The sequence below is a fragment of the Brevundimonas sp. genome (genome assembly GCF_004210735.1).
Taxonomy (GTDB): Bacteria; Pseudomonadota; Alphaproteobacteria; order Caulobacterales; family Caulobacteraceae; genus Brevundimonas.
This window is the reverse complement of sequence record NZ_SDZL01000012.1, coordinates 1-17,991: the sequence shown is the minus strand read 5'-3', so window position 1 is coordinate 17,991 and position 17,991 is coordinate 1. Positions and strand designations below refer to the sequence as shown.

The following is a 17,991-nucleotide window of genomic DNA, read 5'->3' as shown; positions in this document are numbered from 1 at the left end:
CTTTAATGCGGACGAACGCCGCGGTTTAGAACTGGGTGGAGGTCGAGAAACGGAAGCTCTCGGTCTCGTCGTAGTCTTCCTTCGCCAGAACCTTGGCGAAATCAAAGCGGATCGGCCCCATCGGCGACTTCCAGTGCACACTCAGGCCGGCAGAGGCCCGAAGCGCAAGGTCATCGACGATGTTGGTATTGGGCTGGCCCGCAGAGTTGATCAGGTAACGGTCGTCCAGCATCCCCAGGGTACCGACATCCGCAAACAGGGAGGTGCGAATGCCGTATTGTTCAGGCAGTCCATTCGGCAGGGTCAGTTCGACCGTTCCGATGGCGTAGAAATTGCCGCCGAGCGAGTCATTGGTTGTCAGGTCGCGCGGCCCCATACCGGCGGTTTCGAAACCACGGAAGGTGTTGCCGCCCTTGAAGAAACGGTCGTTGATCCGGATCGAGTCGCCCGACCAGCCCGAGATGTAGCCGACCTGGCCCTGTACACTGACGGTCCAGTTCGGACGCACGCCCCAGAACCACGACGCGTCCGCCTCGGTCTTCAGATAGTTCACGTCGCCGCCGATACCGGCCAGATCCTGACGCAGCGAGCCCGTCCACCCGCGCGTCGGCCGAACCGGATCATTTCGACGGTCGACATACAGGGTATAGCCCGCGGACGAATTCACGAACGAGCCGATCTGATCACAAAGCGCCGACGACCCCTGTCCTGCCGAACCGCAATAGCTGAAAGGGACGATGATTTCGTCAGCCTTCAGGAAATATCGCGGGCTGAACAGCGTGTAGGCATTGAGTGGATACGACAGACGGAGGCCAGCCCCCGTCGACTTGTAGTCATAGGAAGAATAGTCGCTCAGATCGTACCGTGAGTGGAACAGGTCGAAACCTGCGCGAAGATCGCGCCCTAGGAATTTGGGTTCGGTGAATCGGAAATCGGCCTGTTGCCGCAGCGACCCCCACTCAACGCGGGCGACAACGTTCTGGCCCCGGCCACGGAAGTTGCGTTCCGAAATGCCCAGGTTGACGACGAAGGAATCGACCGAGCTGAAACCCGCACCGACCGAAAGCTCGCCGGTGGGTTGCTCCTCAAGCGTCACATTAACGATGGAACGATCATCGGCGCTGCCGCGCGCCTCTTCGATCTTGACGTCCTTGAAGAAGCCCAGAGCACGAAGGTTATTCCGCGACCGCTCCATCAGCGCGCGGTTGAAGGCGTCCCCTTCGGTCAGCAGCAATTCCCGGCGAATGACTGGATCAATCGTCCGAGTGTTACCCACAACGTTGATGCGATCAATATAGACACGCTGCCCCTCGCTCACGTTGAACGTCACATCGACGGTGTCGGTTTCGGGATTGGCGTGATAGCTCGGGTTGATCTCGACGAATGCATAGCCGGCCGAACCGGCCGCGAAGGTCAGGGCGTCAACTGAGCTTTCAATCCGGTCGCTTTCAAACAGCTGGCCCGAACGGATCGGCAGTATACGTTTCAGAAATTCGGCGTTCAGTCGCTCGTTCTCGGTAACGACCTTGATCTCGCCAAAATTATATCGATCCCCTTCCTCAACCGTAAGCGTCATCAGGAAGGCGCTATTGTCGGGCGCAAGTTCAGACACACCGGAAACGATACGGAAATCGTAGTAGCCGCGGTTGGTGTAGAATTTTCTCAGTTGTTCGCGATCGTAATCCAGCCGGTTCGGATCATAGTTGTCGTTAGAGCTGAACAGCCGCCACCAACGCGACTGCTTGCTGACCATCACGTCGCGCAGGTCATTGTCCGAAAAGGCCGCGTTACCCAGGAAGTTGATCGACTGCAGGCCCGTCTCCGGTCCCTCATTAATTTCGAACACGACGTCGACGCGGTTTTGGTCGAGCTGAACCAGTTTAGGAGTCACTGTCGCCGAGATACGGCCGGACAGGCGGTACAGCTCCACCAGGCTGCCGACATCTTCCTGGACACGCGCGCGCGTATAAATGCCCCGCGGCTTCAGCGTGACTTCCTCGGTCAGCTTGGTTTCGTTGACCGCCCTGTTTCCTTCGAACACCACCTGGTTGATGATGGGGTTCTCGACGATCTCAACGACCAGATCACCGTTCTGAACGCCGATCTGCACATCCGCGAATAGCCCGGTGCGGGACAGTGTGCGAACTGCGACATCCAGCGTGGTGGCGTCGACAGCGTCACCTGGCTGAATCGGCAGATAGGACAGAACGGTCGTTTGATCGATCCGCTGGTTGCCGCGCACCTGAATACGGTTGATGCGGATCGCCTGTGGCATAACCGCTTCGGCCGGAACCTCGACCGTGATCGGCGCCTGGGCCGGCTGTTGCTGGGCGAATGCAGGCGCGGTCAGACCGGCGGCGACCATCAGGGCCAGAATGCTGGCTCGGCCACCCAGTCGGTAGGAAGCGCGCGTATCAGTGTGAGTCATATAGGAAACCGTCGGGGGCTGGCGTCGGCTCATGAAACGAGCCCGCCGAGGAATTTGAAGAGATTGAGCTTCTGCAGGTCGTTCCAGGTCGCGAACAACATCAAACCCGCCAGCAAAGCAAGACCGACCCGATATCCTGCTTCCTGGACCCTTGCCGCCACGGGACGCCGCGCCACCGCCTCATAGGCGTAGAAAACCAGGTGGCCGCCGTCCAGTATCGGGATGGGCAACAGGTTTAGAAAGCCGATTCCGATCGAAAGTATGGCGGCGAAGCTCGTGAGCGTCAGCGCCAGATTGGCTGCGATGTAGACCGGATCCGGGTTGGCCTTAACGGCTGCATTGGTCAGAGCGCCCGACGCCTTGGCGATGCCCAGGGGACCGCTCAGTTGATCGCCGGATTCGCGGCCTGTCACGATCCGCCCGAGATAGGTCAGGGTCGTGCCCAGCACGGCTCCGGTCTCACGCACCCCCTGCCCCACCGCCTCGATCGGATTATAGCGCACGTGACGCACATCGGTAGCGGATGACGCCAGCCCCAAGCCGATACGACCGACGCTGATCTTGCCCGCGATCGGATCATTCTCCACGCGACGTTCCGGCGTGGCCACGATTTGCATGACCTGCGCACCGCGCTCGACAGTGAAGCGCACCGGATCGCCGCTGCTCAGGGCGACCACGCGAGTTACCTCGCCGGCGTCTGTGATGGTCTTGCCGTTAACGGCGGTGATCACGTCGCCCGCGCGGAAACCGGCGGAAGCTGCCGGTGAACCGGGTTGAACCTGTGCGACATTGGCCGGGCGAAGCTCGACCCCCACGGCAGTGAAAAGGACCGTGAAGATCACGATGGCCAGAATGAAATTCGCGATCGGACCCGCTGCCGTCACCAGGGCGCGCTGCCACACCGGCTTGAAGTGGAAATAGGCGCGCTCGGCGCCGGGGCCTTCCTCCGCGATGATCCGCTGACGCAGTTCGGCCAGACCCGCCTGGTCGGGCACGCTGGAGGCATCCAGATCGCCCGCGAATTTCACATAGCCGCCCAGCGGCATCCAGCCGACGCGCCATTCGACGCCATGGCGGTCCGTACGGCTGAACAGGGCGCGGCCAAAGCCGATGGCGAACCGGTCGATCTTCACGCGAAACGCGCGCGCAACCAGGAAATGGCCCAGTTCATGGATGGTCACCACAAGGGTGAGCACCAGCAGAAACGGCACGATATAGGCCAGGACCTGTCCAAGCGCGCCGATCATGCCGTCTCCATCCTAATCATCAGACCACGAATCCACGTCGCTGCACGACCGCCTGGGCGACACGCCTCGCTTCGGAGTCGATCGCCAGGGCCGCCTCGCACGCGTCGCCGGAGTCTGAAATCCCCGTCACCGTCGCCAGGACCTCAAGGGTTTCTGCGACGACTGCGGCAATATTGAGAAAGGCCAGACGACGGTCAAGGAAGGCCATCGCGCCCACCTCGTTGGCGGCGTTGAAGACGGTCGGCGCCGCGCCCCCCGCCATCAGGGCCTCACGCGCCAGCCGCAGGGCCGGAAAACGGGTTTCGTCTGGCGCCTCAAAGGTCAATTGACCCAAGGCTGCAAGGTCCAGCCGAGGCGCCGGCCAGGCCAGGCGGTCAGGCCAGGCCAAGGCGCAAGCGATCGGCGTCTTCATGTCCGGCGGTCCCATCTGGGCCAGCGTCGATCCATCCACATATTCCACAAGGCTGTGGATAATCGATTCCGGGTGAACCACTACGTCGATACGCCCAGCAGGCGTATCAAACAGATACGCCGCTTCAATAGTCTCCAGACCCTTGTTGGCCATGGTGGCGCTATCGACGGATATCTTGGCGCCCATGCTCCAGTTAGGGTGGGCCACTGCCTGCTCGGGTGTGATGCCACGCAGCGCTGCCAGCGGTGTTTGACGGAAAGGCCCCCCCGAGGCCGTCAGGATCAGCCGCGCGACCCGTTCGGGCGCGTCGGCGGGAAACACCTGAAAAATCGCGGAGTGCTCGGAATCCACCGGAATTACCCGCCCCCCCGCTGTCCTGACCCGCTCGATCAAAGCGGGTCCACAGCAGACCAGGCTTTCCTTGTTCGCCAGCGCAAGCGTCGCGCCGGTCGCGGCGGCCGCCCAGGCTGAGCGAAGGCCGGCGGCGCCGACGATGGACGCCATGATCCATTCCACCGGCCGGGCCGCTGCTTCAACGACCGCGTCCTCGCCCGCCGCGACCTCAACACCCGTTCCCGCCAACCCCTCGCGCAGCGCCGCCAGCCCTGAAGGATCGGCCGTCACCGCCAGCTTTGGTCGCCAGCGGCGCACCTGCTCGATCAGCAGCGCAACATTGCTGCCGCAGGTCAGGGCCTCGATCTCGAACCGCGCGGACCCGGCCGCTTCGGCCTGGGCCATCAGATCAAGCGTGGAGACACCGACCGAACCGGTCGATCCAAGTACAGTCACCCGACGCTGGATCAAACGCCGCGCTCCAGCATCAGCACCAGCAGACGACCAAACGCCACGACGACGACGGCGAACATCAGGCCGTCAACTCGGTCCAGCAATCCGCCGTGGCCCGGGATCAGGTTACCCGCGTCCTTGACCCCGAAACGACGCTTGAGGGCCGACTCCCACAGGTCACCAGCCATTGTCGCCAATGCTGCGCCGAGGCCCAATACAGCGCCCCACAGCGCTGTCAGATGCCCCATGTCCAGCCAGGCGGCCATCACGCCCCCTGCGATCATCCCGGCCACCAGCCCGCCGATGAAGCCGGACCATGTCTTGTTCGGAGAGAAACGCGGCCACAGCTTGGGGCCACCGACCGTGCTTCCGACCAGATAGGCCAGAATGTCAGCGGCCCAGGCGACCGCGAACACCAGCACGGTCCAGTACAGACCGGTCGTCGAATCCATGTCGCGCAGCCAGATCAGCAGAACGGCCGGCCAGCCGAGGTAGAGGACGCCATAGGCGCCGTCGATCGCTTCCTGGCCCCAGCGCCTGGCGAACAGGGCCGACACGCCAGCCCCTACGACCAGCAAGACAAAGGCAAGGGACATTTGCGATAAATGCGCGGCGATCACAGCCGCGAACAGCGACACGGCTATCGTCACGCCCACGACCCGCCACGCGCGGGGCGCGCTCATCATCGCCCACTCCACGGCCAAGAGCGCGCAAGCCAGCAGCATCAGGGCCAGGAACCACACCCCGCCGGCCCAGGTCGCAGCCACGGCGGCCGGCGCCAGCACGACGGCGGACGCGGCCCTGGGCCCGATGTCACGACCGCGAAACGCCATCATCCCGCTACCAGCTCCGGCGTCAAATCCACTCCGCCGAAACGGCGGTTCCGTTCGTGATACTGGGCCACGGCCTCGGCCAGCGCGTCACGGCCGTAGTCGGGCCACAGGATGTCCTGGAACACCAGTTCGGCGTAAGCGGCTTCCCACAGCATGAAATTGGACAGACGGACCTCGCCGGACGTCCTGACGATCAGGTCCAGCGGCGGCGCACCGGCCGTGGATAGCCCCGTCTCCAGAAGAGCCTCCGTCAAAGGCCCGCTCGCCTCTCCGGCCTGCACGCGCTCGAAATGACGTTGCGCCGCGTGGACGATGTCGGCCCGGCCGCCATAGTTGAACGCCACCTGAAGCAGGAAGCGGTCGTTGTGCGCCGTATCCGCCTCGGCCTTGTCGATCAGGCCGGCGATATCCACGGGCACGCCTTCGCGCAAACCCAGCACCTTCAGCCGCACGCCGCCACGCGCCAATCGCGTCAGATCACTTTTCACATAGGCCCGAACCAGACCCATCAGATCCGAAACTTCGTCTGCCGGCCGGCGCCAATTCTCGGTCGAGAAGCCGAAGACAGTCAGGCAACGGATTCCCAGATCAGGCGCCGCTTCAACCGTCCGCTTCAACGCCTGCACGCCCTCGCGGTGACCCACCGCGCGCGCAAGACCCCGGCGCTGCGCCCAGCGTCCGTTTCCGTCCATGATGAGCGCGACGTGCCGGGGCCCGTCAGCGGTATTGGAAACGGCGGGATCGACCGTCATGTCGAGTAGATTCCTTCCGGGCGGAGTGCCGCCTCAGACCTGCATGATCTCGACTTCCTTGACCTTCAAGGCCTCGTCGATGCGCTTGATGGCGGCGTCCGTGTCCTTCTGGACCTCGGTCTCCATCTTCTTCTGTTCGTCCTGGCTGATATCGCCCGCCTTTTCGGCCTTCTTGAGGTCGTCATTGGCGTCGCGGCGAACGTTGCGCACGGCGATCTTCTGCTGCTCGGCGTATTTGCCGGCCAGCTTGGCCAGATCCTTGCGGCGCTCCTCGGTCAGGGGCGGGATCGGAACCCGCAGCGTCTGACCGTCCACGATCGGGTTCAAGCCCAGACCGGCGGCGCGGATCGCCTTTTCGACCGCGACCACCATGCCCTTGTCCCACACGCTGACCGAAATCATGCGCGGCTCGGGCACGCTGATGGCCGCTACGGCGTTGAGCGGTGAGGTCGAGCCATAGGCCTCCACCTGTACCGGATCCAGCAGACCGGCGTTGGCGCGCCCGGTGCGCAGACCGCCGAATTCCTCTTTCAGGGCGGCGACAGCCTTGTCCATGCGGTCGCGGTAGGTGCTCAGTTCGGGCTTGGCCATGGCCTTTTCCTCGATAGTCCTGGGATCGCCTGGCGGTCAGCCGGCGGTCTTGTCGTTGCTGATAACGGTATAGGTGCCTTCGCCCATCAGAGTCTTCCTCAGCGAGTCATCCTCGCGGATCGAGAAGACCACGATCGGAATACCGCTGTCGCGCATCAAGGCGATGGCCGACGCGTCCATGACGCGCAAATCCTTGGCCAGCACGTCCTGATAGGTCAGGCGCTCATAGCGGGTAGCGGTCGAATCCTTCTTGGGGTCGGCGGAATAGACGCCGTCGACGCTGGTGCCCTTCAACAGGGCGTCACAGCCCATTTCGGCGGCCCGCAGCGCGGCGCCTGAATCGGTCGTGAAGAAGGGCGCGCCCACGCCGGCGGCGAAGATGACGACCCGACCCTTTTCCAGATGCCGCAGGGCGCGGCGCCGGATGTAGGGCTCGGCGATGGCGGCCATCGGAATGGCGCTCTGCACCCGCGTATCGACGCCGATCTTCTCCAGCGCCGCCTGCATGGCCAGGGCGTTCATGATGGTCGCCAGCATGCCCATATAGTCGGCCGTGGCGCGCTCCATCCCCTCGGCGGCCTTCGACAGACCACGGAAGATATTGCCACCGCCGATGACCAGGCAGATCTCGACCCCTTCGCGCGCCACACGGGCGACCGCCTGAGCCACGACATCGACCGTCTTCATATCGACGCCATAGGCCTGATCGCCCATCAGCACCTCGCCCGAAACCTTGAGCAGGACACGTTTGTAGCGGAAGGCGGGGTCAGCGTCGGGCATGCGGAATCCATTGGCGAAACTGGGCACACCCGGAATCGGGCAGCCGATCATAGACGAAGGGCGCGCCGGCCATCAAAGCCGAACGCGCCCTGAAAGAAAAATCTCCCCGCCTGAGCGGGGAAATTCACAGCTTAGTTGCCGCCGGTCATCGAGGCGACTTCCGAAGCGAAGTCCGGACCCTCGACCTTTTCGACACCCTCGCCCAGCGCCAGGCGGACGAAACCGGCCAGATGCAGGTTCGAGGAGCCAAGTTCCTTGGCCGAGTTGGCGACCAGTTGTTCGATGGTCACGTCGGGATCCATGACGAACGGCTGCTTGGACAGCACCACGTCCTTCTGGAACTTGTTGATCTGACCCTCGACGATCTTTTCGATCATGTTCTCGGGACGGCCTTCTTCCTTGGCCTTCTCGATCAGCACGGCGCGTTCCTTTTCGATCGCGGCCGGATCCAGGTCGTCCGTGTTCAGCGACAGCGGCGCCGTGGCGGCGACGTGCATGGCGATCTTGCGGCCCAGTTCGCGCAGGGCGACCTTGTCACCCTCGCCTTCCAGAGCGACCAGCACGCCGATGCGGCCAACGCCCGGCGACACCGCGTTGTGGACGTAGGACGAAACCACGCCCTGCGAGACGGCCAGACGGGCGGCGCGACGCACCTGCATGTTCTCGCCGATGGTGGCGACCAGGTGGGTCACTTCGTCCTGAACGGTCTTGCCGTTTTCCAGCGTCGCGGCGTTCACGGCCTCGACGGTGTCATGATGCAGGGCCACAGCGGCGAACTGCTTGGCGGCGTTCTGGAACAGGTCGTTGCGGGCGACAAAGTCGGTTTCCGCGTTGAACTCGATCGCGGCGGCGACTTCACCGGCGCCGTCTTCGCGCGAAGCGACGGCGACCAGACCTTCAGCGGCGACGCGGTCAGCCTTCTTGGCGGCCTTGGACAGGCCTTTGGCGCGCAGCCAGTCGATAGCCGCATCGATGTCGCCGTTGTTCTCAACCAGCGCCTTCTTGCAGTCCATCATGCCGACGCCCGAACGCTCGCGAAGTTCCTTCACGAGGGCGGCAGTGATCTCGGCCATGTTCTTCTCCTTGGGGGTATTGCGTATGCGGGAACGGCCGGGTGATTAGCCCGGCCGTATGTCAGTTCGACGTACGACCTTCAAAGGAAGGTCGTTGCGATCCTCAGACCGCAGCCTTCTCGGTTTCGACGGCGTCGTTGGCTTCCGAAGTCGCTTCCTGGGCAGCTTCGTCGGCAACGGCCGGGGCAGCGGCGGCTTCCAGCTCGGCAGCGACAGCTTCCGTGCCGGCCGGAGCGGCTTCGGCTTCAGCCTTCGGGGCCGAGGCTTCACGCAGCATCGGCTCGACCGGAGTTTCCGAAGCGCCCAGGTCCACGCCCGACGCCGAAGCGCCGGCGGCCAGACCGTCCAGAACGGCGTCGGCAATCAGGTCGCAGTAGGTCTGGATGGCGCGAGCGGCGTCGTCGTTGCCGGGGACCGGATAGGTGATGCCGTCGGGGTCCGAGTTGGTGTCCAGGATGGCGATGATCGGGATGTTCAGCTTGCGAGCTTCCTGGATCGCGATCGCTTCCTTGTTGGTGTCGATCACGAACATGATGTCCGGAATCGAACCCATGTCCTTGATGCCGCCCAGCGACAGCTCCAGCTTGTCCTTCTCGCGTTGGAGGGTCAGCAGTTCCTTCTTGTTACGGCCTTCGCCGTTACCTTCCAGAACACCTTCCAACTCGCGCAGGCGAGCGATCGAGCCCGACACGGTGCGCCAGTTGGTCAGGGTGCCGCCGAGCCAGCGGTTGTTCATGTAGTATTGCGCGCAGCGCTTGGCGGCTTCAGCCACGGGATCCGCGGCCTGGCGCTTGGTGCCGACGAACAGCACGCGACCGCCCTTGGCGGCGACTTCACGCACGGCCACCAGAGCCTGGTGGAACAGCGGCATCGTCTGCGACAGGTCGATGATGTGGATGTTCGAGCGCGAGCCGAAGATGTAGCGGTCCATCTTCGGATTCCAGCGGTGCGTCTGGTGACCGAAGTGAGCGCCGGCTTCCAGCAGGGTGCGCATGGAGAATTCAGGCAGAGCCATGATCGTCTTGTCCTTTTTCCGATCAGCGTGGCGCAGGCGATAAAGGCTTTTGAAGGCCCTCGGAACGGAGCAGACCGGGATGTCTCCCCGGAATGCGCCACGCCTGCGTTGCGAAGTGCGCGCGCCATGTAGTCGGGATAGCCCCGAAAGGCAAGCGGAACGGCTAGAAGCTTCGCCCATCCACGCGTTGCGCGGTCCAGCCCCAGGGCTCGATATCAGTCAGGGTGCGCACATTGATCGCCGCGACGTCGGATCCGTCAGGGGCCACGCCATAACCGAACGGCTGAACGCCGCAGGTTTTGCAGAATCGGTGATCGATCTTGTGCTGGTTGAAGAAATAGCTGGTGGTTGCATCCTCGCCCGCCGTCAGCCGGAATGCGCTGCGCGGCGAGAAGGCCAGAACAAACCCCTTCCGATAACAGTGCGAACAGTTGCATTCGATCAGGCCATCCAGCCCGGTATCGACTTCATAGGTCACGGCCCCGCAGTGGCACGACCCCGTATGGGTTTTCGTCTCGCTCATCACGCGTCCTCCAGCATCACCACGCCCGGCGCGGATTTCAGCGCCCCTCGCAGGGCTGCGTCCAGTCTGTATCGGCCCGGCAGTTTGATCTCGACCTCATGCAGGCCTCCCAGTGTCGCCTGCAACCAGACCTCGCCCCCCTTGCCCTGGGCGCGCGCGCGTTCCAGCCGGGCCTTCAGCGCCTCCGCGTCGGCCGCCGCGGCCGACATGACAACGCGCAGTCCGATCTGAGTGTCATCCAGAAGGATGTCCATCCGACTGGCGTCATCGCCAAAGAACCGCACCTCTCCATCCGCCGACTTGGCCCGCACCTTCACCAGAACAGATGCGCCGACCTCCAAGGTTTCACGGCAGCGGCGCAGTTGTTCCGGCGGGAAGAGGCATTCGAACTCCCCCGTGGGATCCGAGAAAGTGACGAATGCGAATTTCTCACCCGTTTTGGCGCTGGCCCGCTCCTGACGGCGACGCACAACGCCGGCCATCTGGAACGCCTCATGCCCCGCCTCGGCTAACCCCTGCGCCTCGGCGACGAAGGTCACCCGCTTGCGCTTCAGGGCAGGCGTCAGTTCCTCCAGCGGGTGCCCCGACAGATAAAATCCGACCGCCGACAGCTCCTGATCCAGCTTGTCCGGCCCGGCCCACATTTCAACGCTGCGCAGGCGGGGTCGCGCGGCGCCCGCCTGATCGGCGCCGAACAGGCTGACCTGAGAAGACGCCCGTTCGGCCGCGACGCTCTGACAATAGGCCATCAACGTATCGGCCTGCTCGAACAGTTGTCGCCGGTTCGGATGAATGCTGTCGAACGCCCCGGCCTTGGCCAATCCCTCAAGCGCGCGCTTGTTCACGGCGCGAGGATCGACGCGTTCCAGGAAGTCAAAGATGTCGGCGAACCGCCCGCCGGTCTCGCGCACCTCGATAACGTGCTTCATGGCCTCGAGGCCCACGTTGCGGATGGCGCCGAGGGCATAGAGCACAGCCCCCTCTCCGCCCGCCCACTGCACGTCGAAGTCGGCGCTGGATCGGTTGATGTCTGGCGTCAGGACCGGCACTTCGAACCGGCGACAGTCCTGATAGAAGACCGCCAGCTTGTCGGTGTTCGACAGATCCAGCGACATCGACGCGGCGAAAAACTCCACCGGATGGTTGGCCTTCAACCAACCGGTCTGGAAGCTGATCAGGGCATAGGCCGCAGCGTGCGACTTGTTGAAACCATAGCCCGCGAATTTGGCCACAAGGTCGAAGATGGATCCGGACTGCGCCTCCGGCACGTTCTTTTCGGAGGCGCCCTTGATGAAGCGCGCCCGCTGGAAGTCCATCTCCTCCTTCTTCTTCTTGCCCATGGCCCGGCGCAGCAGGTCGGCCTCGCCCAGGCTGTAACCCGCCAGAATCTGGGCGATCTTCATCACCTGTTCCTGGTAGATGATGACGCCGTAAGTTTCCTTGAGCACCTCGGTCAGGGTGGGATGCAGATAGTCCACCTCGGCCCGGCCGAATTTCCGGTCGATATAGGTATCGATCATCTCCATTGGACCGGGGCGATAGAGAGAGATCAGGGCCGTGATCTCTTCGATGGAGCCACAGCGCATCTTGCGCAAGGTGTCGCGCATGCCTTGGGATTCCAGCTGGAACACACCCACCGTCTGGCCCGAGGCCATCAGTTCGTAGGTCTTGCCGTCGTCCAGCGGCAGCAGGTTCCAGTCCTGCGCGGCGCCCCGCCGCTCCAGATAGCCTCGCGCCCTGTCCAGCACCGTCAACGTCTTCAGGCCCAGGAAGTCGAACTTCACCAGACCCGCCGGCTCAACCCATTTCATGTTGAACTGGCTGGCCGGAATGGTTGACCGGGGATCCTGATACAGAGGAACCAGTTCCGTCAGAGGTCGGTCGCCGATGACGATCCCCGCCGCGTGGGTCGAGGCGTTGCGATACAGCCCCTCAAGCTCCAGTGCGGTTTCCAGCAGGGCCTGAACCGATTTCTCGGCATCCCGCGCCTCGCGCAGACGGGGCTCCAGATCGATGGCCTGCGCCAGGGTGACGGGATTGGCCGGGTTGGCCGGAACCATCTTGGCCAGACGGTCAACCTGGCCCAGGGGCATCTGCAACACACGGCCGACATCGCGCAGTACGGCGCGCGCCTGAAGCGTGCCGAAGGTGATGATCTGGGCGACCCGGTCGTTGCCGTACCGGTCCTGAACGTAGTCGATCACCTCTTCCCGCCGCTCCTGGCAGAAGTCGATATCGAAGTCGGGCATGGAGACCCGCTCGGGATTAAGGAACCGCTCGAACAGCAGGCCGAACCGCAAGGGGTCCAGGTCAGTGATGGTCAGGGACCAAGCCACCAGCGACCCCGCACCCGAGCCCCGGCCCGGCCCCACGGGAATGCCGTGCAGCTTGGCCCATTTGATGAAGTCCGACACGATCAGGAAATAGCCCGGGAACCCCATCTGCTGGATAATCCCGACCTCCCACTCCAGCCGGCTCCAGTAGTCTTCCTCCGACGCCGCCGGGACGACCTGTTGCAGCCGCGCCTTCAGCCCCTCGCGCGCCTGGTGGGCCAATTCATCGGATTCGTTTCGTCCCGCACCCGCGTCGAAACGCGGCAGGATTGGCGCACGCGTCTGCACCAGAAACGCGCAGCGCCGCGCGATATCCAGCGTATTGTCGCAGGCCTCTGGCAGGTCATGGAACAGCGCCCGCATGTCGGCGGCCGGTTTGAACCAGTGCTGGTCGGTGACCCGTCGACGCTCGTCCTGGCCGGTGAAGGCGCCGTCGGCGATGCAAAGCAGGGCGTCGTGCGACTTCGCCTGCGCAGCCCTGGCGTAATAGACGTCATTGGTGGCGACCAGCGGCACATCGTTGGCATAGGCCCATTCGACCAAACCCGGCTCCGCCATCGCTTCATGCGGCCAGCCGTGCCTCTGCAGTTCGACATAAAAGCGGTCACCGAAGACGCGCTTCATCTCGTTCAGCGCCGCTTGTCCTTCCGACGGCTTACCTTGCGCGAACAAGGGATTGACTGGCCCATCGGAACCGCCCGATAGGAGGATCAGTCCCTCGGACTTATCCACAACTTGTCCCCAGGGCACCCCGGGCTCGGCCATCTCGCCAGCCTCCAGGTAGGCAGCGGACGACAGGGCGCACAGATTGAGCCAACCTTGCTCATTCTGGACCAGCAAAACTACGGTCGGCGTCTTGGCCCAGCGTTCGGACATTTGTCCGCCAATGCCCAGCACAGGCAGGGCGCAGGCGATGATCGGCTGAACCCCCGCATCCTTGGTCGCCTGGCTGAACTCCAGCGCTCCGAACAGATTGGCGCGATCCGCCACGGCCACCGCCGGCATGCCCGTATCGGCCGCCATCTTGCCGATCTTCCCGGCCTTGATCGCCCCTTCCAGCAAGGAATAGGCGCTGCGGACCCTCAGATGGACAAAGCCTTGATCATTCACCGCCGCACGCACTCCATCCGCTCTCGCCTAGAGCAAATGCCCAGCGAGCGCTCATGTGAAGTCTCACATCAGACCGGACAGCGACACCTGAAAGCATCACCTAAGACCAGCGCTTGTGGATAGGCCGCTGCCCTCAACTCCCCGCCTAAATCTAAACGGGAGCAGACATCAAGGCCACCTGCCAGACCATCCAGACAAAGCCGCCACACGAAGCCAGCGACAGCAAGTCCCTAAACACACGCGGCATGACAGCTCTCCCAAAGTCATCGTTCCCTGTATGTTCTATGTTCTGCATTCGTTCGCGTCAAGTCGCTTGCGACACGGCAAGCACTAATCGGTAGCGCCCATGCCGCCGGAGCGTCTGCCCATGGAATGTCTGGCCGGTGGCGCGTTCCAGACCAGACAAGTGGAATCGGGCGAGCGGTGTATGCGTCGAAGTCGGGGTCATCCGGCGCCGGTTCGCCCGCCGCATGGCGTCCCCCGTCAATCCACAAAGGAGCGGGTGCCTTCGTACTGCGGCCAGCTTTTGATGATCAGGATCAGCACGCCCAACCGCTAACTGGACTTTATGAGTCCGCTCAAACGGCCAAGCTTCAATAGGCGTGGCTCTCTGGCGCTCGCTCTTCGAGATGGCCGTCCTTGATGGCGAAGACGCGGTCCATATGGCCGGCCAGTTCCATGTTGTGCGTGGCGATCAAGGCCGCCACGCCCGTGGACTTGGCGTGGGCGCGCAAGCTTTCAAACACCGCCTGACTAGTGGCCGGATCCAGGTTGCCGGTCGGCTCATCGGCCAGTAGCAGGCGCGGGCTGTTGGCCAGGGCGCGCGCGATGGCGACACGCTGCTGCTCGCCGCCAGAAAGCTGCCCCGGCTGATGAGTCACGCGATCGCCAAGGCCTAGGGACGTCAGCATCTGTTCAGCGAGACGCCGCGCTTCAGCGTGCCTTACGCCTGCGATACGCATCGGCAGAGCGACGTTATCGCAGGCGTCGAATTCCGGCAGCAAGTGGTGAAACTGGTAGACGAATCCGATGCGCGACAGGCGCAGGCGCGTGCGTGCGCCTTCGTCCAGATCGGCCACGTCCTGACCATCTATGAGCACCCGTCCACTCGTCGGATGCTCCAGGAGACCGGCGGCGTGCAGAAGAGACGACTTCCCCGATCCGGACGGGCCGATCAAGCCGACGACCTCGCCCGGCATGACGTCCAGATCGACGCCTTTCAGGACAGTCAGACCACCCTGAGCGGTCGGATAGGTGCGCGTTACGCCCCGCAGCGACAGGGTCGGCGCGCCGTCAACTTGGGTTGCGATCTTTGATTTCCGGGGCATCTTACTCATATCGCAGGGCTTCCACCGGATCGAGCCTGGCGGCCTGCCACGACGGAATCAGGCTGGCGACGCACGACATGAACAACGACCAGATGGCCACCCAGGTCACGTCCGCCGGATCCACCAGCGCCGGAATGGCCTCCAGCATATAGACGTCGGCATTAAACAGTTGAACGCCGAACAGACCCTCGAGGAAGTGCTGGATCGCGCCGATGTTCAGACAGAACAACAGGCCCAGAACCAGGCCTGTCACCGTCCCCGCCACGCCGATCATCGAGCCGGCCAGGAAGAACACTCTCAGCATCGATCCGCGGCTGGCGCCAACGGTGCGCAGGATGGCGATATCACGCGTCTTGTTCTTCACCAGCATGACAATGCCGCTAATGATGTTCAACGCTGCGATGGCGACGACCAGACCCAGGATGATGCTCATCGCCACGCGCTCGACCTTCAGCGCGCCCCAGAAGGCGGCCAGACGATTACGCCAGTCGGTGACCAGCGAGCCCGGACCGGCCGCGGCATGCACGGGTTCAAGGTATTTCTGAACCTGATCCGGCTCGGCGACCTTGAGCTCGATCACATCCCACAGTCCTTCCTTGCCGAAGAACAACTGGGTCTGCTCCAGCGGCATGAAGATGAAGCTGCGGTCGAAGTCGGCCGTGCCGGAGCTGAAGACACCGCCTACAAAATAGGTTTTCTCCAACCCGCCCAGATTGCCGAACGCGCTGTCGGCGCCCGTCGGGGAATAGAAGGTGATGGGGTCGCCCTCGTTCACGCCCAGGCTTTCCGCGAGAGCCTTGCCGATCAGGACGCGATCACCGCCATAGGCGCCCTTGCCGAAATCCGTGCGGGCCTTGGCCGAGAGGCTTTGATAAACGAACTGCATCGACTCCAGATCGCCGGTCTGAACCCCGCGGACGATGGCTCCCGTCGTCTGACCGCCCGCACGCAGCAGGCTCTGGGCCTCGACCAGCGGGGTGACGCTGACGACGCCCGGCACGTCGCGCAGTCGCTTGACGATCGCATCGCGATCGGGCGCTGTCAGGGGCGCGCCCGAAACATACATGTGTCCATTGAACGACAGCATCCGGCTGAGCAGTTCGGCGCGGAATCCGGCCATGATGCTCATCACGGTAATCAGCGCCATGACCGCAAGGGCGATCGCGACGTAGGAGATGATGGCGATCAGGGCGATGCCGCCCTCCTTGCGCTTGGCGCGAAGGTACCGCAGGGCCAGATCCAGCTCCCACCGGGCGAATGGCCCGGCCGGTTTCACCGGACGGGGCGTGGACGGCGCGGCGGCGTCGCTCATTGCGTCAGCAACTCGATCGCCGCGTCCAGCGGAAGGGTCTGCTTCTCGCCGGTGGCGCGGCGTTTCAACTCTACGACGCCATCAGCCAGGCCCTTGGGTCCAATCGTCAGTTGCCAAGGTACGCCGATCAGGTCTGCGGTAGCGAATTTGCCGCCCGGCCGTTCGTCGGTGTCGTCGTACAGGACATCCTTGCCTGCCGCTTCCAGCCTGAACACCGCTTCCTCGCAAGCGACCGAGACGGCCTCGTCACTGGCGCGCAGGTTGATGACGACCACGTCGAACGGCGCCACGGCGTCCGGCCAGATGATACCTCCAGCGTCGTGGCTAGCCTCGATGATGGCGCCCAGCAGGCGTGACACCCCGACGCCATAGCTGCCCATGTGGACCTCGGTGTCCTGACCATCCGGCCCGGCCACCCTGGCCTTCATCGGGACCGAGTATTTGGTGCCGAAATAGAAGATGTGGCCAACCTCAATGCCGCGCGCCGACAGGCGGTCACTCTCGGCGGTCTGGGTTTCGAACTGGGCTTGATCGTGCATTTCCTCGGTCGCGGCATAGAGCGCCGTGCGTTCGTCGAACACGCCCTGCAGCGCCTCGGCGTCCAAGCCGTGTCCGGGCGGCGCCATCTCGACCAGCTTGCGGTCGCAGAAAACCTCGCTCTCGCCGGTTTCAGCCAAGACAATAAACTCGTGGCTCAGGTCGCCGCCGATCGGACCGGTGTCCGCGCGCATCGGCACAGCTTTCAGCCCCATGCGAGCGAACGTGTTCAGATAAGCCACGAACATGCGGTTGTAGGCAATTCGGGCCGATGCTTCGTCCAGATCGAACGAGTAGGCGTCCTTCATCAGGAACTCGCGACCGCGCATCACGCCAAAGCGCGGACGACGCTCGTCACGGAATTTCCATTGGATATGGAAGAGGTTCAGCGGCAGCGCCTTGTAGCTCTTCACATAGGCCCGGAAGATGTCTGTGATCATCTCCTCGTTGGTCGGGCCGTACAGAAGTTCCCGCTCGTGGCGGTCGGTGATGCGCAGCATCTCCGGGCCATAGGCGTCATAACGGCCGCTCTCGCGCCACAGGTCGGCCAGTTGCAGGGTCGGCATCAGCAGCTCTACAGCCCCTGCCCGCTCCTGTTCCTCGCGCACGATATTCTCGATCCTGCGCAGCACCCGCAGGCCCAGTGGCAGCCACGCATAGATGCCGGCGGCCTCCTGCTTGATCATGCCCGCGCGCAGCATCAGCTGGTGCGACACGATCTGGGCGTCAGAGGGGGCTTCTTTCAGCGTCGGCAGGAAATAGCGCGACAGGCGCATTGGGGACTCTCGGCAAAAGGCGGTTAGGCCAGAGGTTTAGCCGGGGCGCGGGGACAAAAGCTAGGCCGCGCGCACCTTTCGCACGATCAGGCCTGCCCCACCGTCGGCAGCGGCAGCCAGCCCGTGAAGACCAGCAGGATCACAAACGCCCAGAC

General features: G+C 63.5%; 14 protein-coding genes. All 14 read right to left on the bottom strand.

The genetic code is table 11. From position 1 onward, the window contains the following. Positions 1-25: 25 nt before the first annotated feature. The 14 genes from bamA to proS all read right to left on the bottom strand — a co-directional run bounded on the left by bamA (position 26) and on the right by proS (position 17,836). The gene (gene bamA / locus EON91_RS04085) at positions 26-2,275 is read right to left on the bottom strand and encodes an outer membrane protein assembly factor BamA (RefSeq protein WP_292091837.1); all 2,250 of its coding nucleotides are present in this window, start codon (positions 2,273-2,275) and stop codon (positions 26-28) included. Positions 2,276-2,457: 182 nt separating this feature from the next. Continuing rightward, positions 2,458-3,675: an RIP metalloprotease RseP gene (rseP, locus tag EON91_RS04080; protein ID WP_292091789.1), complete on the bottom strand. Its 1,218-nt coding sequence runs from the start codon at positions 3,673-3,675 to the stop codon at positions 2,458-2,460. Positions 3,676-3,694: 19 nt separating this feature from the next. Further along, positions 3,695-4,891, bottom strand: a complete 1,197-nt coding sequence (gene dxr / locus EON91_RS04075) for a 1-deoxy-D-xylulose-5-phosphate reductoisomerase (RefSeq protein ID WP_292091788.1) — start codon at positions 4,889-4,891, stop codon at positions 3,695-3,697. After that, entirely contained in the window at positions 4,888-5,706 is an 819-nt protein-coding gene (locus EON91_RS04070; RefSeq protein ID WP_292091836.1) for a phosphatidate cytidylyltransferase, read from the bottom strand. The genes dxr and EON91_RS04070 overlap by 4 nt, the downstream gene beginning before the upstream one ends. After that, the gene (uppS, locus tag EON91_RS04065; RefSeq protein ID WP_292091787.1) at positions 5,706-6,458 is read right to left on the bottom strand and encodes a polyprenyl diphosphate synthase; all 753 of its coding nucleotides are present in this window, start codon (positions 6,456-6,458) and stop codon (positions 5,706-5,708) included. Before uppS ends, EON91_RS04070 begins: the two co-directional genes overlap by 1 nt. 33 nt (positions 6,459-6,491) lie before the next feature. Beyond that, positions 6,492-7,049: a ribosome recycling factor gene (frr, locus tag EON91_RS04060; RefSeq protein WP_292091786.1), complete on the bottom strand. Its 558-nt coding sequence runs from the start codon at positions 7,047-7,049 to the stop codon at positions 6,492-6,494. Positions 7,050-7,085: 36 nt separating this feature from the next. Further along, positions 7,086-7,829 (bottom strand): UMP kinase, encoded by a 744-nt coding sequence (pyrH, locus tag EON91_RS04055; protein ID WP_292091785.1) that lies wholly within the window; start codon positions 7,827-7,829, stop codon positions 7,086-7,088. A 131-nt stretch (positions 7,830-7,960) separates the two neighbouring features. Beyond that, positions 7,961-8,902, bottom strand: coding sequence for a translation elongation factor Ts (tsf, locus tag EON91_RS04050; protein ID WP_292091784.1), 942 nt, complete (start codon positions 8,900-8,902; stop codon positions 7,961-7,963). A gap of 103 nt (positions 8,903-9,005) precedes the next feature. Continuing rightward, on the bottom strand, positions 9,006-9,917 hold the full coding sequence (gene rpsB / locus EON91_RS04045) for a 30S ribosomal protein S2 (RefSeq protein ID WP_292091782.1): 912 nt from the start codon (positions 9,915-9,917) through the stop codon (positions 9,006-9,008). A gap of 163 nt (positions 9,918-10,080) precedes the next feature. Further along, positions 10,081-10,440 (bottom strand): GFA family protein, encoded by a 360-nt coding sequence (locus EON91_RS04040; protein WP_292091780.1) that lies wholly within the window; start codon positions 10,438-10,440, stop codon positions 10,081-10,083. Next, the gene (dnaE, locus tag EON91_RS04035; RefSeq protein WP_292091779.1) at positions 10,440-13,895 is read right to left on the bottom strand and encodes a DNA polymerase III subunit alpha; all 3,456 of its coding nucleotides are present in this window, start codon (positions 13,893-13,895) and stop codon (positions 10,440-10,442) included. Before dnaE ends, EON91_RS04040 begins: the two co-directional genes overlap by 1 nt. A gap of 581 nt (positions 13,896-14,476) precedes the next feature. After that, positions 14,477-15,220 (bottom strand): ABC transporter ATP-binding protein, encoded by a 744-nt coding sequence (locus tag EON91_RS04030; protein WP_292091778.1) that lies wholly within the window; start codon positions 15,218-15,220, stop codon positions 14,477-14,479. Further along, positions 15,213-16,523, bottom strand: a complete 1,311-nt coding sequence (locus tag EON91_RS04025; protein WP_292091776.1) for a lipoprotein-releasing ABC transporter permease subunit — start codon at positions 16,521-16,523, stop codon at positions 15,213-15,215. Before EON91_RS04025 ends, EON91_RS04030 begins: the two co-directional genes overlap by 8 nt. After that, positions 16,520-17,836 carry a proline--tRNA ligase gene (proS, locus tag EON91_RS04020; protein WP_292091775.1) on the bottom strand — a complete coding sequence of 439 codons (1,317 nt, stop codon included), beginning with the start codon at positions 17,834-17,836 and terminating at the stop codon, positions 16,520-16,522. The genes EON91_RS04025 and proS overlap by 4 nt, the downstream gene beginning before the upstream one ends. Between the last annotated feature and the right edge of the window lie 155 nt (positions 17,837-17,991).